General features: G+C 53.2%; 24 protein-coding genes. 17 read left to right on the top strand and 7 right to left on the bottom strand.

Annotation, left to right across the window (positions count from 1 at the left end):
* Positions 1–21: 21 nt before the first annotated feature.
* The 3 genes from der (at position 22) to M0D42_RS07560 (ending at position 3,100) form a co-directional block, all read left to right on the top strand.
* A complete protein-coding gene (gene der, locus M0D42_RS07570; protein WP_265020981.1) occupies positions 22–1,488 on the top strand; it encodes a ribosome biogenesis GTPase Der in 1,467 nt (488 codons plus the stop codon).
* A gap of 282 nt (positions 1,489–1,770) precedes the next feature.
* The gene (locus tag M0D42_RS07565) at positions 1,771–2,007 is read left to right on the top strand and encodes an EF-hand domain-containing protein (RefSeq protein WP_265020980.1); all 237 of its coding nucleotides are present in this window, start codon (positions 1,771–1,773) and stop codon (positions 2,005–2,007) included.
* A 127-nt stretch (positions 2,008–2,134) separates the two neighbouring features.
* Positions 2,135–3,100 (top strand): fatty acid desaturase, encoded by a 966-nt coding sequence (locus tag M0D42_RS07560; protein ID WP_265020979.1) that lies wholly within the window; start codon positions 2,135–2,137, stop codon positions 3,098–3,100.
* Between the two features lie 45 nt (positions 3,101–3,145).
* On the opposite strand, the gene serS is transcribed toward M0D42_RS07560, so the two are convergent.
* On the bottom strand, positions 3,146–4,438 hold the full coding sequence (gene serS / locus M0D42_RS07555) for a serine--tRNA ligase (RefSeq protein WP_265020978.1): 1,293 nt from the start codon (positions 4,436–4,438) through the stop codon (positions 3,146–3,148).
* Positions 4,439–4,674: 236 nt separating this feature from the next.
* On the opposite strand from serS, the gene M0D42_RS07550 reads away from it, so the two are divergent.
* The 11 genes from M0D42_RS07550 (at position 4,675) to M0D42_RS07500 (ending at position 12,878) form a co-directional block, all read left to right on the top strand.
* A complete protein-coding gene (locus tag M0D42_RS07550) occupies positions 4,675–5,877 on the top strand; it encodes an EAL domain-containing protein (protein ID WP_265020977.1) in 1,203 nt (400 codons plus the stop codon).
* A gap of 143 nt (positions 5,878–6,020) precedes the next feature.
* The gene (gene yajC / locus M0D42_RS07545; RefSeq protein ID WP_265020976.1) at positions 6,021–6,305 is read left to right on the top strand and encodes a preprotein translocase subunit YajC; all 285 of its coding nucleotides are present in this window, start codon (positions 6,021–6,023) and stop codon (positions 6,303–6,305) included.
* A gap of 22 nt (positions 6,306–6,327) precedes the next feature.
* Entirely contained in the window at positions 6,328–7,989 is a 1,662-nt protein-coding gene (gene secD / locus M0D42_RS07540; protein WP_265020975.1) for a protein translocase subunit SecD, read from the top strand.
* A gap of 2 nt (positions 7,990–7,991) precedes the next feature.
* Positions 7,992–8,960 carry a protein translocase subunit SecF gene (gene secF / locus M0D42_RS07535; RefSeq protein ID WP_265020974.1) on the top strand — a complete coding sequence of 323 codons (969 nt, stop codon included), beginning with the start codon at positions 7,992–7,994 and terminating at the stop codon, positions 8,958–8,960.
* Positions 8,950–9,705: a sulfite exporter TauE/SafE family protein gene (locus M0D42_RS07530; RefSeq protein WP_265020973.1), complete on the top strand. Its 756-nt coding sequence runs from the start codon at positions 8,950–8,952 to the stop codon at positions 9,703–9,705. Before secF ends, M0D42_RS07530 begins: the two co-directional genes overlap by 11 nt.
* Before the next feature lie 25 nt (positions 9,706–9,730).
* Entirely contained in the window at positions 9,731–10,090 is a 360-nt protein-coding gene (locus tag M0D42_RS07525; RefSeq protein ID WP_265020972.1) for an Mth938-like domain-containing protein, read from the top strand.
* 3 nt (positions 10,091–10,093) lie between these two features.
* The gene (gene ccmA / locus M0D42_RS07520; RefSeq protein WP_265020971.1) at positions 10,094–10,711 is read left to right on the top strand and encodes a heme ABC exporter ATP-binding protein CcmA; all 618 of its coding nucleotides are present in this window, start codon (positions 10,094–10,096) and stop codon (positions 10,709–10,711) included.
* Positions 10,708–11,364, top strand: coding sequence for a heme exporter protein CcmB (gene ccmB / locus M0D42_RS07515; RefSeq protein ID WP_265020970.1), 657 nt, complete (start codon positions 10,708–10,710; stop codon positions 11,362–11,364). Before ccmA ends, ccmB begins: the two co-directional genes overlap by 4 nt.
* A gap of 92 nt (positions 11,365–11,456) precedes the next feature.
* Positions 11,457–12,209 (top strand): heme ABC transporter permease, encoded by a 753-nt coding sequence (locus M0D42_RS07510; RefSeq protein WP_265020969.1) that lies wholly within the window; start codon positions 11,457–11,459, stop codon positions 12,207–12,209.
* Positions 12,206–12,355, top strand: a complete 150-nt coding sequence (gene ccmD, locus M0D42_RS07505; protein WP_265020968.1) for a heme exporter protein CcmD — start codon at positions 12,206–12,208, stop codon at positions 12,353–12,355. Before M0D42_RS07510 ends, ccmD begins: the two co-directional genes overlap by 4 nt.
* Entirely contained in the window at positions 12,348–12,878 is a 531-nt protein-coding gene (locus M0D42_RS07500; protein WP_265020967.1) for a DsbE family thiol:disulfide interchange protein, read from the top strand. The genes ccmD and M0D42_RS07500 overlap by 8 nt, the downstream gene beginning before the upstream one ends.
* Positions 12,879–12,935: 57 nt before the next feature.
* Here M0D42_RS07500 and M0D42_RS07495 read toward each other — a convergent pair whose 3' ends face one another.
* Positions 12,936–13,475 carry a hypothetical protein gene (locus tag M0D42_RS07495; protein ID WP_265020966.1) on the bottom strand — a complete coding sequence of 180 codons (540 nt, stop codon included), beginning with the start codon at positions 13,473–13,475 and terminating at the stop codon, positions 12,936–12,938.
* A 201-nt stretch (positions 13,476–13,676) separates the two neighbouring features.
* Here M0D42_RS07495 and M0D42_RS07490 point away from each other — a divergent pair, with 201 nt between their 5' ends.
* Entirely contained in the window at positions 13,677–14,390 is a 714-nt protein-coding gene (locus M0D42_RS07490; protein ID WP_265020965.1) for a DUF1223 domain-containing protein, read from the top strand.
* A 71-nt stretch (positions 14,391–14,461) separates the two neighbouring features.
* Here M0D42_RS07490 and purB read toward each other — a convergent pair whose 3' ends face one another.
* Complete coding sequence (gene purB, locus M0D42_RS07485; RefSeq protein WP_265020964.1) at positions 14,462–15,766, bottom strand: adenylosuccinate lyase; 1,305 nt, start codon at positions 15,764–15,766, stop codon at positions 14,462–14,464.
* 77 nt (positions 15,767–15,843) lie between these two features.
* Between purB and M0D42_RS07480 the strand changes: the two genes are divergently transcribed.
* Positions 15,844–16,179: a hypothetical protein gene (locus M0D42_RS07480; protein WP_265020963.1), complete on the top strand. Its 336-nt coding sequence runs from the start codon at positions 15,844–15,846 to the stop codon at positions 16,177–16,179.
* A 60-nt stretch (positions 16,180–16,239) separates the two neighbouring features.
* Here M0D42_RS07480 and M0D42_RS07475 read toward each other — a convergent pair whose 3' ends face one another.
* From M0D42_RS07475 to M0D42_RS07460, 4 genes are all read right to left on the bottom strand, one after another.
* A complete protein-coding gene (locus M0D42_RS07475; protein ID WP_265020962.1) occupies positions 16,240–17,457 on the bottom strand; it encodes a bifunctional alpha/beta hydrolase/OsmC family protein in 1,218 nt (405 codons plus the stop codon).
* A gap of 342 nt (positions 17,458–17,799) precedes the next feature.
* Complete coding sequence (locus M0D42_RS07470; protein ID WP_265020961.1) at positions 17,800–18,975, bottom strand: MFS transporter; 1,176 nt, start codon at positions 18,973–18,975, stop codon at positions 17,800–17,802.
* Positions 18,976–19,123: 148 nt separating this feature from the next.
* Positions 19,124–20,530: a type I glutamate--ammonia ligase gene (gene glnA, locus M0D42_RS07465; RefSeq protein WP_265020960.1), complete on the bottom strand. Its 1,407-nt coding sequence runs from the start codon at positions 20,528–20,530 to the stop codon at positions 19,124–19,126.
* A gap of 51 nt (positions 20,531–20,581) precedes the next feature.
* Positions 20,582–20,920 carry a P-II family nitrogen regulator gene (locus M0D42_RS07460; protein ID WP_265020959.1) on the bottom strand — a complete coding sequence of 113 codons (339 nt, stop codon included), beginning with the start codon at positions 20,918–20,920 and terminating at the stop codon, positions 20,582–20,584.
* 173 nt (positions 20,921–21,093) lie between these two features.
* Here M0D42_RS07460 and M0D42_RS07455 point away from each other — a divergent pair, with 173 nt between their 5' ends.
* Positions 21,094–22,854, top strand: a complete 1,761-nt coding sequence (locus M0D42_RS07455) for an NAD(P)H-hydrate dehydratase (RefSeq protein WP_265020958.1) — start codon at positions 21,094–21,096, stop codon at positions 22,852–22,854.
* Positions 22,855–22,856: the final 2 nt, after the last annotated feature.

Genomic DNA, 22,856 nt, shown 5'->3' with positions numbered 1-22,856 from the left:
TCGGATTCTCTGGAGAGACTTATGAGTTTCACACTCGCCATTGTGGGGCGCCCAAACGTGGGCAAATCCACGCTATTTAACCGTCTTGTGGGCAAAAAGCTCGCGCTGGTCGACGACCAGCCCGGCGTCACGCGCGATCTGCGCGAGGGCGAGGCGAAGCTTGGCGATCTGAAATTCACCGTGATTGATACGGCCGGTCTGGAAGATGCGACAGATGACTCCCTGCAAGGGCGTATGCGTCGTCTGACCGAACGCGCTGTTGATATGGCGGACGTTTGTCTTTTCATGATCGACGCGCGTGCAGGTGTGACCCCAACCGACCTGATCTTCGCGGAAATCCTACGCAAACGCTCTGCCCATGTGATTTTGGCCGCCAACAAAGGCGAAGGCGCAGCAGCGGATGCTGGTGTGATCGAAGCCTATTCCTTGGGACTTGGTGAGCCAATTCGCCTTTCTGCGGAACACGGTGAAGGATTGAACGATCTCTTCGTTCAGCTTCTGCCGTTCGAGGAGAAGTTCTCCAAGATCGAAGAAGATAACACCCCATTGATTGACGTGACTTTAGACGAGGACGGTGAGGATGAAGAAGCCGTCCCTATGCCAACTCGCGAAAAGCCGTTGCAGATTGCGATTATTGGCCGCCCGAACGCTGGTAAGTCCACGCTGATCAATCAGATTCTCGGCGAAGATAAAATGCTGACTGGTCCTGAGGCTGGCATTACCCGCGATGCGATTTCCTCCCGCGTGGATTGGAACGGCGTTCCGATGCGCATCTTTGATACCGCCGGGATGCGCAAAAAGGCCAAGGTGCAGGAAAAGCTTGAGAAGCTTTCTGTCTCTGACGGTCTGCGCGCTGTGAAATTCGCTGAAGTCGTCATCGTGCTGCTGGATGCTGCGATCCCGTTTGAGCAACAAGACCTGCGCATCGCTGACCTTGCGGAACGCGAGGGGCGGGCGGTAATTGTTGCCGTGAACAAATGGGACATCGAAGACGAAAAGCAGGAAAAGCTGAAGAACCTGAAAGAGGCCTTCGGTCGACTGCTACCACAGCTGCGTGGCGCGCCGCTGATTACGGTCTCGGCCAAAACTGGTCGTGGCATGGAGCGTCTGCACGACGCCATCATGCGCGCCTATGATGTCTGGAACCGCCGCGTGCCAACCGCTCAGCTGAACCGCTGGCTGACAGGTATGCTAGAACAGCACCCGCCGCCCGCGCCACAAGGCAAACGCATCAAGCTACGCTACATGACGCAGGCCAAAAGCCGTCCGCCAGGATTTGTCGTTATGTGTTCCCATCCCGATAAGATCCCAGAGAGTTATAACCGCTATCTGGTGAACGGGCTGCGCGAAGACTTTGACATGCCGGGCACACCGATCCGCCTGACGATGCGCGGGCAGGGAGATAAGAACCCCTACAAAGGCAGCCGCAAGAAAAACGCGGGCGCTTTGAAAAAGCACCTCAAACCCCGCGCGATCCGCGAAAAATAAAACTTCGAAAAACCCGCCAACATCGGCGGGTTTTTTCTTTTTTGGCCCAATGAGTTGGCATGCGTCTTGTTTTGCCGATCTTTGGGCGAAGCTTTGCCATCGGCAGGTTTTACCAGGGCCCATCGGCCAAATCTGGCTGCGATTTTGGGCTAATTTCCGCAAGCACTTGGCGCTGCTGTGCCGGAAAATCGCGCAGGCGATTTGGTCTGTTGAGGCCTCAAATCAGACCCGTCATGCCTGAGCTCACGGGGATGCCCCGTTTGAAAATCAGGAGATTTAGAAATGAAAAAAATCGTTCTTTTTGCCGCACTGACCGCGATGGGTTTGGCTAGCACTGCAATTGCAGACGTGCTCATAGAAGACACCGATGGCAACGGCAGCTTCAGCCTCGCTGAAATGCAAGCCGTCTATTCAGAACTGTCTGAGGAACAATTTGTAGCGCTTGATACCGATGAAAGCGGTGAGCTTTCTGAGGATGAATTGAAAGCTGCAATGGACGCTGAGCTGCTCCCAAAATAATCTCATTTTTAGGGTGACTCGCCCCATGGGAGAGTTGTTTTGCCGCCTGTCAAGTCAGGTTTGGGCAACTTTCAGATAAGAAAAATCCTCCGAGAATAGAGCTGCGCCTTTATTTTCGGGGGACACCATGACGCTTCACTCTATTATTGCGGAGTATCGAGTACCGAATAGTTACAAATCAATTCAACAGCTTGCCGGCACATTAGCAGCCTATCTCGGATTTTTATGGCTGGCGATTACACAGGCACAGCACTGGTTCATTCTACTGCCGACTGCGGCAGCCTGCGGAGTAACCGCGGTTCGGCTTTATATGCTGCAGCACGATTGCATGCATCGATGTTTTCTCACCCCAAGATGGCTTAACGATCTGGTTGGTGTACTGCTCTCGCCCTTTACACTGACACCCTTTGCAGTGGGCCGCTATAACCACAATCTTCATCATAGCCATGTTGGGGATCTCGATCATCGAGATACCTTTGAAATCAATGTGTTGACGGTCAAAGAGTATCGTGGGCTGCCTGTTTGGAGGAGGCTGTGCTACCGCCTCTATCGCAGCCCAATTACCCTGATCATAGTCGGCCCGTTTCTGGTCTATGCGATCTTTCACCGCTTTCCCAAAAACACCTTGAAGGGCGGTTTTATGAAAGACGTGCTGATCCACAATTTCCTGTTCTTTGGTTTCTATGGTCTGATCTATTATTGGGCAGGGGTGACCGGTCTTTGTGTTCTACTCTTATCAGTCTGGATTGGCGTCTCTTTCGGGGCGATCATTCCCTATGTTGAGCATAATTTCGAAGATGTACATTGGGGGCGCAGACCAGAGCTGACCTCACAAATTGCCGCGACAGAAAGCTCGGCAGTATTGGATTTTGGGCGGGTTTATCACTGGTTGACCGCAAATATCGGGTTTCACGACTTGCACCATCTCAATCCGATGATCCCAAACTACAATCTACAGAACTGCCACGCGCGATTGGAAGATGCTGGGCTTCTGCATTCACGGAAAATTTCGATCCGCGAAGCTGTGGCCTGTTTTGGCTGGAAGCTTTGGGATGAAGACGCGGAAAAAATGGTGACTTTTGCTGCCGCTTAACTGAGACCTCAAAAGAAAAGGCCCGGTCAGTGCCGGGCCTTTTTATTAGATCAGTACGCCGTCCGCAGACAGAAGCGTTTTGCCGCCAAGATATGGGGCCAATACGTCTGGCAATTTGACAGAGCCATCTTCTTGCTGCCCATTCTCAAGCACAGCAATCAGGCAGCGGCCCACAGCCAGGCCGGAACCGTTCAGCGTGTGCACGTACTCTGGCTTGCCGCCGTCTGCGGGCTTGAAGCGCGCGTTCATACGACGGGCTTGGAAGTCACCGGTTGTCGAAACGGAGCTGATCTCACGATAGGTGTTTTGCCCCGGCAACCATGCTTCGATGTCGAAGGTTCGGCGCGCGCCAAAGCCCATGTCACCGGTGCACAACACAACAGTGCGGTAAGGAATACCGAGCGCTTCCAAAATGCCTTCTGCGCATTTCAGCATGCGCTTCTGTTCTGCGTCAGACTCATCTGGATGGGTGATCGACACCATCTCGACCTTCTCAAACTGGTGCTGACGCAGCATCCCCGCAGTATCACGCCCGGCAGAACCGGCCTCAGAACGGAAGCAAAGCGAATGCGCTGTCATACGGATCGGTAGATCACGCGCGTCCAGTACGTCGCCCGCCACAGAGTAGGTCAGAGGGATTTCAGAGGTTGAAATCAACCACCAGCCATTAGTGGTCTGATAGCTGTCTTCTGCGAATTTCGGCAACTTATCAGTGCCATACATCGCTTCATCACGCACCAGAACCGGTGTGTTGATCTCGGTCAGGCCGTTCTCATCCACGTGTGTATTGATCATGAACTGAGCCAAGGCACGGTGAATGCGCGCCACGGCGCCCTTCAGATAGACAAAGCGCGCGCCAGAGATTTTGGCCGCCGTGTCAAAGTTCATCGATGCAGCAACGCCGCCGATCTCATAGTGTTCTTTCGGATCAAAGGTGAACTTGGCAGGTGCGCCCCATTTGCTGACTTCAACATTATCATCTTCATCAGCCCCATCTGGCACGTCATCCGCTGGCGCATTGGCGATGCGGGCGAGCATATCTGTGAGCTTTGCATCAAGCTCTTTTGCTTCGTTCTGCATGGCAGCGACTTCGTTTTTCTTATCGCCAACCAGTGCCCGCAGGCGTTCAAATTCCGCCTCATTGCCGCTTGCTTTCGCCGCGCCAACTTCTTTCGCCGCCTTCTTCTGATCCGCCTGTGCCTGTTCGGCCGCCGTGATCTTGGCGCGGCGCTCTGCATCTACCGCCAAAAGCTCAGATGACATCGGCGCGTCTCCACGGCGGGAGAGGGCGGCATCAAAGGCTGCCGGATTTTCGCGGATCGCACGGATGTCATGCATGGGATCATGTCCTTCAAAAGTGATTCATATCGTGCATCGCTTATGACGCATTTTTTGAAGCTCCGTAAGCGGCTCTGGCGTGATCGGTCAAAATGGTTGCTTTCATGTTTATTCGAAGGAACCGGCGTAATGCGTCTCAAATTGTTCGAAGATAATGCGGCGCCAAATCGGAAGTTTCACAGCTGGTTAGGAGCTTTTGATTAGTCAGACCAAGTGGCGTAGGTTTGGGTTGCTGAATGGCTTTGTCTGTAGTCGAAGTGAATTTGAAAAAGGGGGAAATCCTCTATCGGCAGGGGGATCCCAATGACTCGGCATATGTTGTCGAATCCGGTGAAATTCTGCTGTTTGACCACGTCGACGGGCGGCGTATTGATCGTGAGCGCCGCAAGGCCGGTAGCATTTTGGGGGAGACATCGATTCTCACCGGCAATCCGCGAGCGGTTACGGTTGAGGCTCTGATGGATACGCGGCTTTATCGGATATCTGCTGAGGATATCTTGCAGAAATACAATGAGTTGGACCCGATCCTGCGGTCTTGCGTAGAAACCACCATCGATTTTGTATCCCGCATCAATCAACCAAATGCCTTGGATGCAACGAAAACTCCCGTCGCGCCGAGCACTCTGCGGGATGCTGATGAGCTGATTGAGCAGTTCAAGTTTGAGCTCGACATCGGGAAAGGGCTGAAGTCCGGGCAGTTTTTTATGAACTATCAGCCCATTGTGCACTTAAATGATGGGACAATTGGCGGATTTGAGGCCTTGATGCGCTGGCAACATCCAGACCACGGGTTGGTGCCGCCGGATCGATTTATATCTGTCGCGGAATCCATGGGGTCGATTGGCAAGCTGACAGAGTTTGCGCTTTGGGAGGCAGCCAGCGCTTTAAGTGAGCTTTCCGAGCTCGCGCAGATGCCACTCTTTGCGTCGATCAATGTGTCGGGGCAGGATGTGGATCGTTCAGGGTTCGTCGACTTTCTCGAGCACGTTTTGGATATCAATCTGCTTGATCCAAGTCAGGTAAAGCTGGAGGTGACGGAAACAGCCTTGGTTCCGGATTCAGAACAGGCTAGCCGCAATTTGGACCATATGCGCAAACTCGGTTGCGGGATTTCCATTGATGACTTCGGGACAGGCTATTCGAACCTTGGTTATTTGAAGGCACTGCCGCTGACAGCCTTGAAAATAGATCGGGCCTTTGCTGGCGATGCGGTGGGGAATGCGATTTCGCGCAGCATCGTGCGGCTGCTGGTTGGGTTGGGGCGAGAGCTTGATGTGGATGTGATTGCTGAGGGGCTTGAGACACAAGAGGATGTTGACCTTCTGCGGGCGATCGGGTGCCAATATGCGCAGGGATTTTTCTTCCACAAACCCATGGCGCTTGAAGAATTGAAGGCCATTCTCACTCACGGATCGAAGGGCGCAAAAATCGTCGCATGATCAGTGCGCGACGTTCTGCTGCCAATCAACCTGTTAACGCCCAACAATCCCAAGTTTTACTGTCTTGCATCTGGGGGCAGGGACACATAGGTTCCCTGCAAATTTCGCGGCACTCACGCGCGCACAGACAAGGACAAAACCTTATGGAAGCTTTCGGCCAGTTTATCCCACTTATTCTGATTTTCGCGATCATGTATTTCCTCCTGATCCGTCCTCAGCAGAAGAAGGTCAAAGATCATCAGGCCATGGTGGCAGCAGTGCGTCGCGGTGACGAAGTTGTCACTCAAGGCGGCATCATCGGCAAAGTGGTTAAGGTCAAAGACAACAACGAGCTGGAAGTTGAGCTGGCTGAAGGCGTGAAAGTTCGCGTTGTGCAGTCCACTCTGGCACAGGTCGTTTCCAAGACCGAACCAGTTGAATCCAAATAACTTTTAGCAAGGCAGGCGCAATATGCTGCAAATCGCCCTCTGGAAACGGGTTCTGATCTGGAGCGTCTGCGCCCTGGGTCTGCTTCTCGCATTGCCCAACGCGTTTTACCCACGCGTTGAGGCATACAATGATGCAACGGCTTCAATCGAAGCGGGTTTCTCAGGCAATGGTCTGGAAGAGCAGGCGGCGATGTGGCCGTCTGTTTTGCCATCTTCGCTTGTAAACCTTGGCCTTGATTTGCGCGGTGGTGCGCATCTGCTGGCCGAAGTTCAAGTCGAAGACGTTTACGAAACCCGTATCAAATCGCTGTGGCCAGATGTGCGCAATTTGCTGCGGGAAGAACGCGCGACTGTCGGCACCATTCGCCTTCAGCCATCTGATCCAACAGAACTGCGGGTAAAAATCTCGAAACCAGAGGCGATCCAGCAAGCCGTGACCATCGTGCGCAGCCTTGCGCAGCCGGTTGTGTCTTTGACTGGAGCAGGCTCGACCGATCTGGTAGTCTCTGCTGAAGATGACACTATTGTTGTCACTCTGTCTGAGGCTGAAAAGCTGGCAACGGATGAGCGTACCGTTCAGCAATCGCTTGAGATCATTCGTCGCCGGATCGACGAAGTAGGTACACGTGAGCCAACCATTCAACGCCAGGGCGCAGATCGTATCCTGATTCAGGTTCCGGGCATCGGTTCTGCAAGCGAATTGAAAGCGATCATCGGCACAACTGCGCAATTGACGTTTAACCCAGTGGTTGGGCGCGCATCTGATGCAAACGCCCCAGCTGGCGCTGGCAACGAAGTTGTCCCGTCGCTTGATGAAGAGGGCGTCTATTACATCCTTGAAAGCGCTCACGTGGTGAGTGGCGAAGAACTGGTGGACGCACAACCAAGCTTTGACCAAAACGGCCGCCCAGCCGTGTCCTTCCGCTTTAACCCATCAGGCGCGCGCGCCTTTGGCGACTACACAGCGGATAACATTGGTTCTCCTTTCGCTATCGTCTTAGACAGCGAAGTCATCAGCGCACCGGTCATTCAAAGCCATATTCCGGGCGGTTCAGGTATCATCACCGGCAATTTCTCTGTGGAAGAAAGCACTAATCTTGCGGTTCTCTTGCGTGCAGGTGCGTTGCCAGCAGGTTTGGAATTCCTCGAAGAACGCACCATCGGCCCAGAACTGGGTCAAGACAGCATCGAAGCAGGCCGCATCGCATGTCTTGTTGCCTTCGGCGCGGTGCTTATTTTCATGTTCCTCAGCTATGGCACATTTGGTGTTTTTGCCAATATCGCGTTGATCATCAACGTTGGCCTGATCTTTGGATTGCTCTCGCTGATCGGCGCGACGCTGACCCTGCCGGGTATCGCAGGGATCGTCTTAACCATTGGTATGGCGGTTGATGCCAACGTGCTGGTTTTTGAACGCATCAAAGAAGAGCTGAAATCCAAAAAGGGCGTCGCACGGGCGATTGATCTTGGTTATGAAAAGGCGCTGAGTGCGATTATCGACGCCAATATCACCACTTTCATCACCGCTGTGATCCTTTTTGCGATGGGCTCTGGTCCGGTGCGCGGCTTTGCGATCACGCTGGGCGCAGGCATCATGACATCCGTCTTCACTGCGATCTTTGTCACCCGTTTGATGGTTGTGATCTGGTATGAACGCCGCCGTCCGAAAACCTTGGAGGTGTAAAGATGCGCCTGAGACTTGTTCCTAAAGAAACCGCTTGGGATTTCTTCGGTAAGACTAAGATTTCTATCGGATTTTCATCGATTCTGATCGTGGCATCCATTGCCTTTTTCCTGATCCAGGGCCTGAACTTTGGCATCGATTTCCGGGGCGGTACAACCATCCGTACTGAAAGCGCGCAGACGGTTGTTGTTGGTGACTATCGCGACGCGATTGCGCCACTTGGTCTGGGGGATGTATCGATCACCGAAGTGTTTGATCCGACCTTTGAAGAAGATCAGAACGTCACCATGATCCGCATTCAGGCGCAGGAAGGGCAGGAATCCGTCACTGTGGATGTTGTGGACAGCGTGAATGCGGCTTTGCTGCAGGTTGCACCCGACATCACCTTTGTTTCGGTTGAATCCGTTGGCCCTAAAGTTTCGGGAGAGCTGATCCAGACAGCGGTGATTGCTGTTCTTTTGGCGATTGGCGCGGTTCTGATTTACATCTGGTTGCGTTTTGAGTGGCAATTTGCTGTCGGTGCGGTTGCCGCTCTGGTACATGATGTCATTCTGACCATTGGCATTTTCTCGGTTCTGCAAATCAAATTTGATCTAGCCATTATCGCAGCACTTCTGACCATCGTGGGCTACTCGCTGAACGACACCGTTGTTGTATTTGACCGTGTGCGCGAAAACCTGCGCCGCTATAAAAAGCGGGACCTGCAAGAGGTTCTGAACCTCTCGATCAATGAAACCCTCAGCCGGACCGTGATGACATCTGTCACCACATTGCTCGCGCTTCTGGCCCTATTCGTTCTGGGCGGAGATGTTATTCGTGGTTTTGTCTTTGCCATGATTTGGGGGGTTATTGTGGGTACTTATAGCTCTGTCTTTGTTGCGTCGACGGCGCTGCTGAAACTGGGCGTAAAGCGGGATTGGTCTAAGCCTGACAATAATTCAGGAAACCAATTCGCCAACGTTGACGCCTGACATCCTAACATCGGTCCTGGCCACGCCAGGGCTGGTTTGGCTGGTCTTGACCATTTCAGTCGCGGGCATTGTCCGCGGCTTTACCGGTTTTGGCACCGCGCTGATCTTTGTCCCGGTTGCCAATATCTTTCTGCCAGCAGCTGATGTGATTGCGATCACGATGCTTGTGGGCTTTGGAGGCTCCGCCGCCTTGCTGCCACGCGCCCTGAAGGTGGCTGAAGTCAAAGACGTCTCGATCCTTGGCGGCGCTGCCATCCTAACTGTCCCACTTGGCCTTTGGGTCATGACACAGCTGCCGCAGGACGCAATCCGCTGGACCGCGGCAGTCATCGCCTTTGCCATGTTGTCTGCTCTAGTGCTGGGATGGCGCTATCGCGGGCGCATCGATATGAAACGCCTGTTGGGCATTGGGGCAGCCGGGGGGGCGATTGGCGGCATGACCGGGCTGACAGGGCCAGCGGTCATTCTGTTTTATCTCGCCAACGGCTCTCGGGCAGAGATCGTGCGGGCCAACACCATCTTATTTCTCGCCATGTTGGACGTGGTGATCGTGGCCAATATGACCATTGGCGGGCTAATCACATGGCAGATGGTTGCTCTGGGTCTGTTTTTGGCGGTGCCATATTTCCTGACGGCTCGTGTCGGGCAGGGGATGTTTGACCCGAAATACGAAAAGACGTATCGAACAATGGCTTATCTGGTGATTGCGCTGGCGGTTGCGACTGGCCTGCCGATCTGGGATTAACCGTGGTTGGGACGAAGGATGCCCCATGATACTGACCGAGATCCAATACGCTGATGCCCAGCCCATCGAAAGCTACGGCCCGGATTTTGTCCGCGTTGCAGGCGAGGTGATCGCGGCACCTACGATAGTACACGCCGAAGGGGCGAGCCATTGGACCGGGACGGACGACACCGAGGCAATCCTCGCGCTGTCCGATAAGCTTGATTTCATACTGCTCGGCACCGGATCGGATCTGCGTCACGCACCAGCCGACTTTCGCAGGGCCTTAGAAGAGGCGGGCATCGGCGTGGAAGTCATGAAGACAGACAGCGCTTGCCGGACCTACAATGTTCTGGTTTCCGAAGGCCGCCGCGTGGCTGCCGCCATCCTACCGGTGAGTGCCTGAGCCTTGAGCCTATCCGTTAAAAACTTAACAGTCGCGCGGGCCGGGGTGCCTTTGCTGGCCGGGGTCAGTTTTTCGATCTCTGCAGGCGAGGCGCTGATTTTGCGCGGGCCAAATGGTTCAGGCAAAACCACCCTGCTGCGTACGATTGCTGGATTGCAGCCCGCCGTTGAAGGCGAGGTTCGCTGCGATGATGACGCCATCGCCTATGCCGCGCATTCTGATGGCTTGAAGGCAAGCCTGACGGTCACAGAGAACCTGCAGTTCTGGGCGGATGTCTTTGGTACCTCAAATATCGAAGAGGCCTTAGAGCGATTTGATCTCAAAGCGCTGTCGGATCGCCCGGCGCATGCTTTGTCAGCAGGTCAAAAACGCCGCCTGGGTCTGGCGCGTTTGCTTGTGACGGGGCGACCGATCTGGGTTCTGGATGAACCTACTGTGTCCCTTGATCAGGCCTCGGTCGCGCAGTTTGCAGAGAATGTAAAAGCGCATCTGGCTACAGGTGGCATGGCTTTGCTCGCCACGCATATCGATCTGGGTTTGGATGCGCCGACCTTGGATGTCGGAGAGTTCAAAGCAGACCCTGCTCAGGTTCTCGGAGCCTTTGATGAGGAGTTCCTATGAAGGCGCTTCTGCTCAGAGACCTCAAATTGTCCTTCCGCTCCGGTGGCGGATTTGGACTAGGATTGGCCTTTTTTCTGATCGTCGCCATCCTGGTGCCTTTTGGTGTCGGGCCTGAAAACGATCTCCTGTCAAAAATCGCGGCGGGGGTTCTCTGGCTTGGAGCTTTGCTGGCCTGCCTTCTGTCGCTTGACCGGATATTTGCCCTCGATTGGGAAGACGGATCGCTTGATCTGCTCGCAACATCTCCACTACCTTTAGAAGCAGTCTGTGCCGTGAAAGCACTGGCACATTGGCTCACAACAGGCCTGCCGCTGACGTTGGCCGCTCCGATTTTGGGGCTTCTCCTCAGCCTGCCGGAAAGCGGCTATGTCTGGCTGATCACCTCCTTGCTGTTGGGCACACCAGCCCTATCTGTAATTGGCACATTCGGTGCAGCTTTGACCGTTGGTATCAAACGCGGTGGTCTTTTGCTATCGCTCTTGGTGCTGCCGTTATATGTGCCAACGCTGATCTTTGGCGCAGAGGTTGCGCGGCGTGGCACCGAGGGATTGGCAGTCAATGGGCCTTTGGCCTTGCTGGCGGGCATTTCACTGGCGGTGATCGCCATCTTGCCCTTTGTCAGTGCCTTGGTCTTGCGCATCAATTTGCGCTAGGAACGATACGAGTTGATTGGGATCAATGTGACGCACTTCTCTCTCTGAGATGTGAGGTGCATATGGACAGGAAAGCAGCGTAAAGAGACACCATGGCATCGATTTGGGAATATGCGAATCCGGTAAAATTCATGCGGTTGACCGACCGCGTGATGCCTGTGGTTGCTGTGGCGGCTGGCCTCTGCATGGTGATCGGCATTTTCTGGGGCTTCTTTCTAACACCCGACGATTTCCGTCAGGGGTCCACTGTAAAAATCATCTATCTGCATGTGCCATCCGCTTTGGTCGCGATCAATGCGTGGTTTGTGATGCTGGTGGCTTCGCTGGTCTGGTTCATTCGACGCCATCATGTTTCAGCCTTGGTAGCGAAAGCCGCAGCGCCGGTTGGCGCTGTGATGACCATGATCGCACTGGTCACCGGCGCCATCTGGGGAGAGCCCATGTGGGGCACATGGTGGGTCTGGGATCCCCGGCTGACATCTTTCTTGATCTTATTCCTCTTCTATCTTGGCTACATCGCCCTCTGGGAGGCCATTGAAAGCCCTGACACAGCAGCGGATCTGACAGCCGTTCTCTGCCTAGTCGGAACCGTCTTTGCTGTTCTCAGCCGCTATGCAGTGAATTTCTGGAACCAAGGCTTACACCAAGGCGCATCTGTGTTGCGGGCAGGGGCCGTCACCGGAACAGACACCGAAGAAAAGGTCAGCAACGTTTTTGCTGTGCCGCTTTTTATCTGTATCGCGGGCTTCATTCTGTTCTTCCTTGCGCTGACCCTTTTGCGCACCCGAACCGAAATCCGCAAACGCCGTACCGCGGCTTTGATTGCACGGGAGCAACTGGCATGATCCCTGATCTTGGCAAATACGCGGCTACCGTGCTGTCCGCCTATGGCGCGTCGATCGTACTATTGATTGGCTTGGTCTGGATGAGCCTCAGAGCGTCTCGAAAAGCGAAGAAAGACCTTCAGAAAGTGGAGCGCAAAGATGGCTAAAGTCTCTCCACTTATGATCGCGCCGCCTGCCATTTTTGCAGGCCTTGCAGCGCTGTTTTTCTTTGGCATGCAGAGGGATAATCCTGATGAGCTGCCAAGCGCCATGGTGGGCCGTGAAGCGCCCGCAGTGGTCGTGTCAGAGCTGGGGTTTCTGGAAGCCTTTACCGATGCTGATCTGCGCGATGGTAATCTGAAACTCGTGAATTTCTGGGCCTCCTGGTGTGCCCCATGCCGTGCAGAACACCCGACTTTGATGCAATTGCGGAACGAAGGCATCGAGATCATGGGCGTAAACTACAAAGATAACGCTCAGAACGGTGCAGCCTTCTTGGAAGAGCTGGGCAATCCATTTGCCAAGGGGGGGGCTGACGCCAATGGCAAGATGGCGTTGAATTGGGGCGTCTACGGCGTGCCAGAGACTTATTTGATTGATGGGGACGGTAAAGTTCTGCTGCGCATCGCAGGGCCTTTGGTGCAACGCGAGCTCGAAAACCGTTTGAGACCGATCCTAGACGCACAATGAGCGCTATCAAGCTCTGTGCCTTGGGCACGCCTGATTGTGAACCGGGCGCTATTGGCCTTAGTATACCTCCGCAGTGAATTTGGCCAATGATTTGAAACCGTTGATATTTTCAAGCTCAATGGTGCACTTATAAACTTCGCCTTTTGCCAGTGTCACTTGACCGTCTGGAACAAAATACCGATCGGATACCTCCGAACTCATGGCAGCGGGAAAGAAACGCCATCGGTCTGGCAGTTTCAGATCATAAGTTTGGTTTTTGTTGCCAAGCAAAACGCAGGAAGCTGAATCGGCAGTCGTAAAGCTGTTCTTGCTATAATTCTGTACGCGGATTCCAAGGTTTCCGCTTGCTTCAATGATGGACCTTCCTGCGAATATGTAATTGAAGTTACTTTTTTCGATGTAATCTGACCTCACAGCCATGATCGCAACCCCGGTGCTGATTATGGCAGCAATCACTGCGACAGCAGAGTTTGAAATTGTGATGTATTTCCATGGAAGTTTTTGCCAGCGATCGCAATTTTGACAGGCTTTTTGATCGATTGACTTAAGGTCGGTGCCGCAAGCCCAACATTGTGGTGTTTTGGTGGTCTCAGTCATAAAGCGTTATCTCTTGAATCAGGTGAATGTAAAATTTGCATCAATGTCAGATAGCATGGTGGTTGTTTGGTGATTTTGCATCCCAATAGGCGCCGATGTCATCTCAAATTAATTCTAACATCTCCTCGCAATTCGTTGATTGGCGTTTCATCACCTTTCGTTCTAAGCATGAGAAACACCATAATTGTGGAAGGTTTTGGGATGACAGCATTTAAGCGATGGGTTGGGATCGCGGCGTTTTCAATGGCCAGCGTTTTCGGCTCTTTAGCCAATGCCGGTGAGCACCCGGTTGTTGTTGAACTCTATACCTCGCAGGGCTGCAGCAGCTGCCCGCCCGCAGATGCCTATTTTGGTAAAGAACTCGTGGGCCGCGATGATATCATCGCCTTGGCGTTGCATGTGGATTATTGGGATTATATCGGCTGGAAAGATGATTTTGCGAGCCCCGCCTATACCAAACGACAGCGCGGGTATGCACAGGCAGCTCAGAAACGTTCGATTTATACCCCACAGATGGTGATTGGTGGTGTAGATCACGTGGTTGGCAATCGCCCGTCTGAGGTGCGCAAAAACCTTGCAAAACATAGGTCAGACGGCGCTCACATCGATCTGGCGATCACACGCAACGGGGATCGTCTGACAATCAAACTGGATAGCGAGAGCAACCAGCGCGATCCGATGGTCGTGCAATTGGTGCGCTATTCCAAGAAAGAAACACGCAACATTCGCCGTGGCGAAAACGCGGGCCGGACGCTGGATTACCACAATATCGTCACCCATTGGGAAACGATTGGCGACTGGAACGCGCGACGCGCGAAAACCCTGACCGCAAATGTCCCCGGCGATGCGCCAGTGGTCGTGATTGTTCAACGCAAAGGTTTTGGACCGATCCTGGCCGCCGCTGAATTGCGATAGAACGTCTTGATATCAAAAGAAAAAGGCCCGGCGAATGCACGGGCCTTTCTTATATTCACTTAAGCTAAGGATTACTCACCAAAGACGCGTTTGAAAATCGTGTCGACGTGTTTGGTGTGGTAGTCCATGTTGAACTTCTCGTTGATGCCTTCCTCACCCAGAGCTTTGACGACATCGCCGTCCGCCAGCAGCTCTTCGCGGAAGTCTGTGCGGAATTCCCAAACTTTCAGCGCGTTGCGCTGCACCATGACGTAAGCGTCTTCACGGGACACGCCAGCTTGGGTCAGAGCCAGCAGCACGCGCTGGGACATCACCAGACCTGGGAACTTGTTCATATTGTCCAGCATGTTCTCTGGGAACACGAGCATCTTGTCGATCACACCAGTCAGACGCGCCAAGGCGAAGTCCAAAGTCACACAAGCATCTGGACCAATCGCGCGCTCAACAGAAGAGTGGGAAATGTCACGCTCGTGCCACAGGGCGACGTTTTCCATCGCCGGGATCACAGCAGAGCGGACCAGACGCGCCAGACCTGTCAGGTTTTCTGTCAGAACAGGGTTCTTTTTGTGCGGCATCGCAGAAGAGCCTTTTTGGCCCATAGAGAAGAATTCAGCGCCTTCCAGCACTTCAGTGCGCTGCATGTGGCGGATTTCAATTGCGACGTTTTCGATGGAAGAAGCAATCACACCCAACACAGCAAAGAACATGGCATGACGGTCACGCGGGATCACCTGAGTGGAAATCGGTTCTGGCTTGAGGCCCAGTTTCTCACAAACATGCTCTTCCACTGCTGGGTCGATGTTGGCGAAGGTACCAACCGCGCCGGAGATCGCGCCGGTTGCGATTTCTTCGCGGGCTGCTTTCAGACGATTAAGGTTTCGGTCCATTTCCGCGTAGAAACGCGCGAATGTCAGACCCATTGTGGTTGGTTCAGCGTGGATGCCGTGCGAGCGACCAACGCGCACAGTGTCTTTATGCTCAATTGCGCGTTTTTTCAGCGCAGCCAGCAGGCCTTCCATATCCTTGATCAGGATATCCGCAGAACGCACCAGCTGCACGTTCAGGCAGGTGTCCAGAACATCAGAAGAAGTCATGCCCTGATGCACAAAACGCGCTTCTTCAGAGCCAACATGTTCCGCAAGGTGGGTGAGGAAGGCGATGACGTCGTGTTTCGTGACAGCTTCGATCTCGTCGATGCGTGCCACATCAAAGTCTACGTCTTTGGCTTTCCAAACTGCGTCTGCATTTTCACGCGGAATCACACCCAGATCAGCCTGCGCGTCACAGGCGTGTGCTTCGATCTCGTACCAGATTTTGAACTTTGTTTCTGGCGACCAGATGGCAACCATATCAGGGCGGGAATAGCGTGGGATCATGTCACAACCTTGTGTTCTCAATGCATGTCGCGCGTCGTATAGACTGCGTGGCACATTGGAACAAGGCAACATTGGCTATGATCGCACGTATATCCCTTTTTTTATTGGCTTTGGCTGCACCAGCCGCAGCAGAAGACTGGTCGGCAATGACCGGCGACGAGATCAAGGGCGCTCTGAGTGGTGTGACTCTTAAATATGCCAGAGCGTCACAGAGTTTTTCTAAAGATGGATCGACAGAATATGTTGCCGGTCGTGCCAGTTACGGCCAATGGGAGGTGCGTGGCGATCAATATTGCAGCGTCTGGCCGCCGAGTGACCATTGGACGTGCTACGACATGATGCAAAAACCCGGCCATCTCCGCTTTATTGGAGCATCTGGTGCCATAACCGATGGCACAATCAATACGCCATAAGCTTCACCTTTGTACAAATACTCAGGGGTGAATGCGCGCAGCGCAGAGGGGCAACGCCCCTTAATCCTCTGCCAGTTCCGTAATCACCTCACTTGATTTCTCAAGCGTGCGATGCACCGGGCATTTGTCGGCGATTTCCAAAAGCCGCACTCTCTGCTCAGCATCCAGTGCTCCGGTCAGATGGATCACCCGTTTGAAACTATCGATCCGCTCGCCAGAACGCGTACCCGCATCCTGCGCATGCACCTTATTGTGGCAGACATCGACCCAGACATGATCCAGCGGCCAGCCTTTGCGGCGGGCATACATGCGGATCGTCATCGAGGTACAGGCGCCCAGACCTGAGGACAGGAACCCATAGGGTGTCATGCCTTTGTTGGTGCCGCCATAGGCCAGCGGTTCATCCGCCAGAGTGTGATGGAAGGGGCCAGAGTTCACGTCTTGCAGGAACCCATTTGCGTCCGCCTCTGAGACCCGGACAACGCCTTCCGGCGCACCAATCGGCGGGGCAGGTGGTGCAAGATGCATATAGCGTGCCGCCCAGGCCGCAATAACTTCGGCAGCATATTCCGCATCCTCAGGGCGGCTGATCAGGTGATCGGCATCATCCAGAGTGACAAAGCTCTTAGGATGTTTCGCGGCACTGAAAATCTGCGCAGCGTTTTCGATATCCACGACGTCATCCAGTGGCGCATGTAAGATCAAGAGCGCGCGGCGCAGATCGTTGATGGCCGGTGCAAGATTTTGGGCAGAGATATCCTCGACAAATTCCTTGCGGATCGTGAAGGGACGACCACCGAGACAAACTTTGGCCTGCCCATCGCTGCCGATTGTTTCAAGCGCGCTGTCAAAGTTATGGGTCACATGCTCAGGATCAAAGGGCGCGCCAAGGGTTGCAACGGCGCGCACGCTTGGCAGATCACCTGCAGCGCGCAGGACCGCCGCACCACCAAGGGAATGCCCGATCAGCATATCCGGTGCCATCCCACGATCGGCCAAATAAGCTGCTGCCGCGTGCAGATCAGAAACGTTGGAAGTGAAGGTGGTGTTTGAAAACTCGCCTTCTGAGTGGCCAAGGCCAGTAAAGTCAAAGCGCAGCACGGCTAGGCCCATCGCGGCCAAACGACCGGCAATCCGACGCGCGGCAGGGATGTCTTTTGAACAGGTAAAGCAATGCGCAAACAGCACAGTGGCCAGATGTGGGCCATCCGGCAGGTCAAGCCGCGCCGCCAGCTTCTCGCCGCTGTGGCCGGTGAAGGTGATGCGTTCGGTTGTCATGCTCGAAGGGGTCCTTTCGCCAATACCCAGCCAATTTGGGACATGGCGCAGAAAAACCCAAGAGAGGTTACGAGGATGTCACGGGATGGTGAGAGAGGGTGAGGACGATGCAACTTTCGATTTGTGGGGATCGCAACAGGATTGTCCCGATTGTGTAATTTTGACTATTTAGCTGACTATTACTGAATGAAAATTAGTTGATATCTTTCTGATAATAAAAAGTTTTTAAACCTTGAGTGTTGCCTGTTTCAAAGAGGCTGCTGCCGAAATAGAAGATAAAGCTGGGGTGATAGAGTCTTAATTCGACCTTCCAATCGTCAAGCTTCGCCAACTTGGTATCGCTCATGTCGTTGATTGCACTTCTGAGGGCCCTCGGCCGCGCGACAATAGCAGTACAATAAGAGACACAACTGCCCATATGCTCGCGACCTGAACAGCAAGATGAAAGCTATGCAATTGTGCAATCCCTCCCACCAGCGGACCGGCGAGAATACCTGTACCCATAATCGCATTCCAATACATGGCCGTTGCATGTCCAACCCGTCCACCTGCAAAGCTCTGCACAAAGCTGATCGAGAGGTTCGCGTAAAGGCCGTAGTAAAGCCCTTCCAAAGCTGCGCCTAAGATCATCTGCGGGAAAGTCGTAACGGCTGCCAACAATTGAATTGTGATCGCTCCTAATGCCACAGTTGCCATTAGCGTGTTTCGCATCCCGAACTTTTGAATCAACCAAGGCGTTGAAAGAATAGCGAAAATTTCGACAAAGGTTTTAATACTAAAATGTGTGCCGGGGGCGTAGGTGGGTAGGCCGACTTCCTGCACAAAGAACAAAGGTAGGGCCTGAAATGTCATCGAATGTGCGAGAGACAGTGAGAAGCAGACACAGATTGCCAACCAGAGCCCGAAGTTGCGGCCTGTTTGATGGTCTTCGCCTAGATTGTCTTTACCAAGCGCATTCATATCTCGCGGAACAATGCGCAGCCACAAACCGACCCAAACCACAACTAGGGCGAAGGCCACTTTAAACACCGCTGTTTCATCGATTTGATCAGCGACCATAAAGGAGACCGCAGGTCCGATCATCCACCCGGTCGAAGTTGTGGCGCGCATAAAAGAATTGAACCGCGTTGCGTCAAATCCGCGTTCACTGGCAAAGGCGCGACCAAAGGTGAACATTGTGGATACAGCGCTAGAGGAAATCGCAAATCCGAGAACCCCAAGCGTCATGACCACAGGGAATATCGGGAACAATGCAAGGCTTAAAGTCGCTAAAGCAAATCCTGCGGCAGCAACGCCCACCAATGGAAATACTCGATGGCCAGCATCCAACCGTTTGCCTATTTGACGGTTCATCACAATCGTAAGCGAAATGCCAATCAAGGCATAGACGCTCATAATCCAAGGCGGTTTTCCAAGTCCCTCGACGATGAAAAACCCCATGTAAGGTACGATCATCGAATTACAGAGCGTGTTGGTAAAAAGCAGCAGTAAAAACGGAAGGGCAGATCGGTTGGTCATCGGAAAGCTTCTATAAAACCGGCAGACGATCTCTGGATTTTTCCCTTTTGGCAAATGAAATTTATATGACAAAGACATGCTCTAAAAAAATCGGGCAACAAAAAAGGCGCCCCAAAGAGCGCCTTTTCCGTAGGTCTTATCGCTAAGATTAGCAGCTGTAGTACAGGCCGAATTCCACTGGGTGTGGGGTGTGCTCGTACAGTTCAACTTCTTCCATCTTAAGCTCGATGTAGCCCTCGATCTGGTCTTTGGTGAAGACGTCACCAGCCAGCAGGAAGTCCATGTCTTTCTGCAGCTCGTCCAGAGCTTCGCGCAGGGAACCACAGACTGTTGGGATGTCTGCGAGTTCTTCCGCAGGCAGGTCGTAGAGGTTCTTGTCCATGGCTTCGCCCGGATCGATCTTGTTTGTGATGCCGTCCAGACCAGCCATCAGCAGTGCTGCGAAGCACAGGTATGGGTTGGAAGATGGATCAGGGAAACGAGCTTCAACGCGCTTCGCTTTTGGAGATTCTGTCCAAGGGATACGAACACAGCCAGAGCGGTTGCGTGCAGAATATGCGCGCAGAACTGGAGCTTCGAAGCCTGGGATCAGGCGCTTGTAAGAGTTGGTGGATGGGTTTGTGAAGGCGTTCAGCGCTTTCGCGTGCTTCAGAACACCACCGATGAAGTACAGAGCTTCCTGAGACAGATCCGCATATTTGTCACCAGCGAACAGTGGCTTACCATCTTTCCAGATGGACATGTTCACGTGCATACCTGTGCCGTTGTCGCCTGCGATTGGCTTTGGCATGAAGGTTGCAGATTTGCCGTAAGACTGTGCCACGTTGTGGATCACGTACTTGTACTTCTGCAGCTCGTCCGCTTGTTTGGTCAGGCTGTCAAAGATCAGGCCCAGCTCGTGCTGACAGGACGCAACCTCGTGGTGGTGCTTGTCCACTTTCATGCCCAGACGCTTCATGGTGGAAAGCATCTCGGAACGAATGTCTTGTGCATCGTCGATTGGGTTTACTGGGAAGTAACCACCTTTGACACCTGGACGGTGACCGGTGTTGCCCATTTCGTATTCTGTGTCGGTGTTCCAGGACGCATCCTGTGCATCAACTTCGTAGGATACTTTGTTGATGGAGTTGGAGAAGCGCACGTCGTCAAACAGGAAGAATTCTGCTTCTGGGCCCATGTAAGCCGCGTCACCGATGCCGGAAGACTTCAGGTATGCTTCTGCTTTCTGCGCTGTGGAACGTGGGTCACGCTCATATGCTTCACCTGTGTCAGGCTCAACGATGGAACAGTGGATGCAGATTGTTTTTTCCGCGTAGAACGGATCCACATAAGCAGACGTTGTGTCTGGGATCAGTTTCATGTCGGAGTTTTCGATGGATTTCCAGCCCGCGATGGAGGAACCGTCGAACATGAAGCCTTCTTCCAGGAAGTCTTCGTCGACCAGGTCGACGTCTACTGTTACGTGCTGAAGTTTGCCGCGTGTATCAGTGAAACGAATGTCGACATATGCCGCTTCTTCGTCCTTGATCAGCTTGAGAACTGCGTCTGCGCTCATTCTCTTATCCCTTTCGGTTACAGATAATGGTGTGGGTTTGTGATTTTGAAATCAGAGGGCGTCAGAACCGGATTCACCGGTACGGATGCGAATGGCTTGTTCAATCGTGCTGACAAAGATTTTGCCGTCGCCGATTTTGTCTGTCTTGGCCGCGTCAACGATCGCTTCGATGGCTTGATCCACCAGATCGTCGTCCAGAACGACTTCGATTTTGACCTTAGGCAGGAAGTCCACAACATATTCTGCACCGCGGTACAGTTCTGTGTGGCCCTTTTGGCGACCAAAGCCTTTCACTTCGATCACAGAAAGACCCTGAACGCCAACGTCCTGAAGGGCTTCTTTCACTTCGTCCAATTTGAACGGCTTGATGATCGCTTCGATCTTTTTCATCGGGGACTCCTCACCTGAAAAATACTTGATTGTGCTGATCCCACTTTCGCGCAGCGGCCTCAATTGGGTAAGATGACGCGGAACCTACCTGCGTAGGGGAATTGCAAGTGATGCTTAAAAAATAGGCAATTTGCCGTCAAATTGTGCTGAATTGAATCGCATTAGGTGAATAGATGACCGAACTCCTGACTGCTGCCCAAATGCGCGCCATTGAACAAGCGGCAATTGATTCCGGTGAAGTGACCGGATTGGAACTGATGGAGCGCGCCGGGCAGGGGGTGGTGGAGGCCATTTTTGAGGAATGGCCGGAGCTGGATGACAACGCGGGTGAGAGGGGCGCTGCTCCTCGGCCAGAGGCCTCACCCCAAGGTATTTCTGCCAAACAGAAAAGGGCAGTGGTGCTTTGTGGTCCGGGCAACAATGGCGGTGACGGGTTTGTTGTGGCGCGATTGCTTTCGGAGCGGGGTTGGGCGGTAGAGGTGTTTCTGTATGGGGATGCTGAGAAGCTGCCACCAGATGCGCGGGTGAATTTTGAGCGCTGGATGGAAGTTGGCGACGCATCACAGCTTTCGTTCCCTGTGCTGGATGTTGTTGCACAGAAGCTACTTTGGAACCTGTTTCGTAAGGATGTGCCGCCGGAGTTATTCATAGACGCTTTATTTGGAACCGGATTAACCCGTTCGTCTGAGGCATTGCTGTTTTTTGAGGACTTGGCACAAACACATTATTGGGACTTTGGAAGCAGGTTTGTCGCCGTGGATATTCCCACTGGAGTTTGCAGCGATAGTGGCAGAAGTTTCGCAATTGATTCAGACTTTCTCAGTGATATGTACCTTCAGGTTTCGGATGGACGAGACGTGGAAGGTTCAATTTGGGAAGGTAGATTTCCGGCTGACCTTATTGTCAGTTTTCATCGCGGAAAACTTGGGCACTTTCTAGGTGATAACGATTGGCCTTCGGGAAGGCTCGTAGTCAAAAATATCGGGCTTGTGACGGGCAAAGAGGCGAGTTTGTCAGATTTTGATAGCTCGCCAAGCCAAAGAAATTTGACGGTTGGCAAGCGGGTAGCGAGAAAAGTGAATCTAATAACTGAACCCAAAGTTTCAATTGGAAAGGCTGCACAGTTCAACAAATTCATTCACGGTCACGCTCTAATCTTATCAGGCTCCACCGGTAAAACAGGCGCAGCACGGTTGGCGGCCCGAGGCGCGCTGCGTATTGGTGCTGGTCTTGTCACTCTTGGTGTTACAGATGAAGCGCTTCGGGAAGCAGCGGCACAGCTGACTGCAATCATGCTGAAAGAGATCGAAGATGCTTCCGCGCTTGAAGAAGCGCTCGATGACAAACGCATCAACGCACTTTGCATTGGACCCGCATTAGGTCTTGATCGGGCAAAGCCTTTGGTAAGTGCAGCCTTGAAACAGGCGCGGGCAACGGTTTTAGACGCTGATGCACTATCAGCCTTCGTAGATGAGCCAGATGCCTTGTTTGAGATGCTACACAACGAATGCATTCTCACTCCTCACGGAGGCGAGTTCGCGAGGCTGTTCCCGGATATTTCCGAGAAATTGAATGAGGTCCCCACGAAAGGCCCAGCCTATTCTAAAGTCGATGCAACCCGCGAGGCTGCGAAGCGGGCAGGGTGTGTTGTGCTCTTCAAAGGCGCGGCAACCGTGATCGCGGATCCTGAGGGAAGATGTTCCATTCATTCTGCACTTTATGAACGTTCAGCCCCTTGGCTTGCGACCGCCGGATCGGGCGACGTCTTGACCGGGTTTATCACAGGGCTCCTTGCACGTGGATTTGAACCAATGCAGGCCGCAGAAACGGCGGCCTGGCTGCATGTGGAGTGTGCACTGAAATTTGGACCGGCGTTGATTGCTGAAGACATTCCAGAACAGCTTCCAGCAGTCTTTCGCGATCTTGGGCTTTAAGC

The organism is Cognatishimia activa (assembly GCF_026016445.1).
In the GTDB taxonomy this organism is placed as follows: Bacteria; Pseudomonadota; Alphaproteobacteria; order Rhodobacterales; family Rhodobacteraceae; genus Cognatishimia; species Cognatishimia activa_B.
The sequence above is the reverse complement of the archived record's forward strand: the minus strand, read 5'-3'. Positions and strand labels throughout refer to the sequence as shown.

Excerpts from the sequence above, each read along its gene's own strand:
- der (WP_265020981.1), top strand. The coding sequence starts at position 22 with ATGAGTTTCACACTCGCCATTGTGGGGCGCCCAAACGTGGGCAAATCC.
- M0D42_RS07565 (WP_265020980.1), top strand. The coding sequence starts at position 1,771 with ATGAAAAAAATCGTTCTTTTTGCCGCACTGACCGCGATGGGTTTGGCT.
- M0D42_RS07560 (WP_265020979.1), top strand. The coding sequence starts at position 2,135 with ATGACGCTTCACTCTATTATTGCGGAGTATCGAGTACCGAATAGTTAC.
- serS (WP_265020978.1), bottom strand. The coding sequence starts at position 4,438 with ATGCATGACATCCGTGCGATCCGCGAAAATCCGGCAGCCTTTGATGCC.
- M0D42_RS07550 (WP_265020977.1), top strand. The coding sequence starts at position 4,675 with ATGGCTTTGTCTGTAGTCGAAGTGAATTTGAAAAAGGGGGAAATCCTC.
- yajC (WP_265020976.1), top strand. The coding sequence starts at position 6,021 with ATGGAAGCTTTCGGCCAGTTTATCCCACTTATTCTGATTTTCGCGATC.
- secD (WP_265020975.1), top strand. The coding sequence starts at position 6,328 with ATGCTGCAAATCGCCCTCTGGAAACGGGTTCTGATCTGGAGCGTCTGC.
- secF (WP_265020974.1), top strand. The coding sequence starts at position 7,992 with ATGCGCCTGAGACTTGTTCCTAAAGAAACCGCTTGGGATTTCTTCGGT.
- M0D42_RS07525 (WP_265020972.1), top strand. The coding sequence starts at position 9,731 with ATGATACTGACCGAGATCCAATACGCTGATGCCCAGCCCATCGAAAGC.
- ccmB (WP_265020970.1), top strand. The coding sequence starts at position 10,708 with ATGAAGGCGCTTCTGCTCAGAGACCTCAAATTGTCCTTCCGCTCCGGT.
- M0D42_RS07510 (WP_265020969.1), top strand. The coding sequence starts at position 11,457 with ATGGCATCGATTTGGGAATATGCGAATCCGGTAAAATTCATGCGGTTG.
- ccmD (WP_265020968.1), top strand. The coding sequence starts at position 12,206 with ATGATCCCTGATCTTGGCAAATACGCGGCTACCGTGCTGTCCGCCTAT.
- M0D42_RS07500 (WP_265020967.1), top strand. The coding sequence starts at position 12,348 with ATGGCTAAAGTCTCTCCACTTATGATCGCGCCGCCTGCCATTTTTGCA.
- M0D42_RS07495 (WP_265020966.1), bottom strand. The coding sequence starts at position 13,475 with ATGACTGAGACCACCAAAACACCACAATGTTGGGCTTGCGGCACCGAC.
- M0D42_RS07490 (WP_265020965.1), top strand. The coding sequence starts at position 13,677 with ATGACAGCATTTAAGCGATGGGTTGGGATCGCGGCGTTTTCAATGGCC.
- purB (WP_265020964.1), bottom strand. The coding sequence starts at position 15,766 with ATGATCCCACGCTATTCCCGCCCTGATATGGTTGCCATCTGGTCGCCA.
- M0D42_RS07480 (WP_265020963.1), top strand. The coding sequence starts at position 15,844 with ATGATCGCACGTATATCCCTTTTTTTATTGGCTTTGGCTGCACCAGCC.
- M0D42_RS07475 (WP_265020962.1), bottom strand. The coding sequence starts at position 17,457 with ATGACAACCGAACGCATCACCTTCACCGGCCACAGCGGCGAGAAGCTG.
- M0D42_RS07470 (WP_265020961.1), bottom strand. The coding sequence starts at position 18,975 with ATGACCAACCGATCTGCCCTTCCGTTTTTACTGCTGCTTTTTACCAAC.
- glnA (WP_265020960.1), bottom strand. The coding sequence starts at position 20,530 with ATGAGCGCAGACGCAGTTCTCAAGCTGATCAAGGACGAAGAAGCGGCA.
- M0D42_RS07460 (WP_265020959.1), bottom strand. The coding sequence starts at position 20,920 with ATGAAAAAGATCGAAGCGATCATCAAGCCGTTCAAATTGGACGAAGTG.
- M0D42_RS07455 (WP_265020958.1), top strand. The coding sequence starts at position 21,094 with ATGACCGAACTCCTGACTGCTGCCCAAATGCGCGCCATTGAACAAGCG.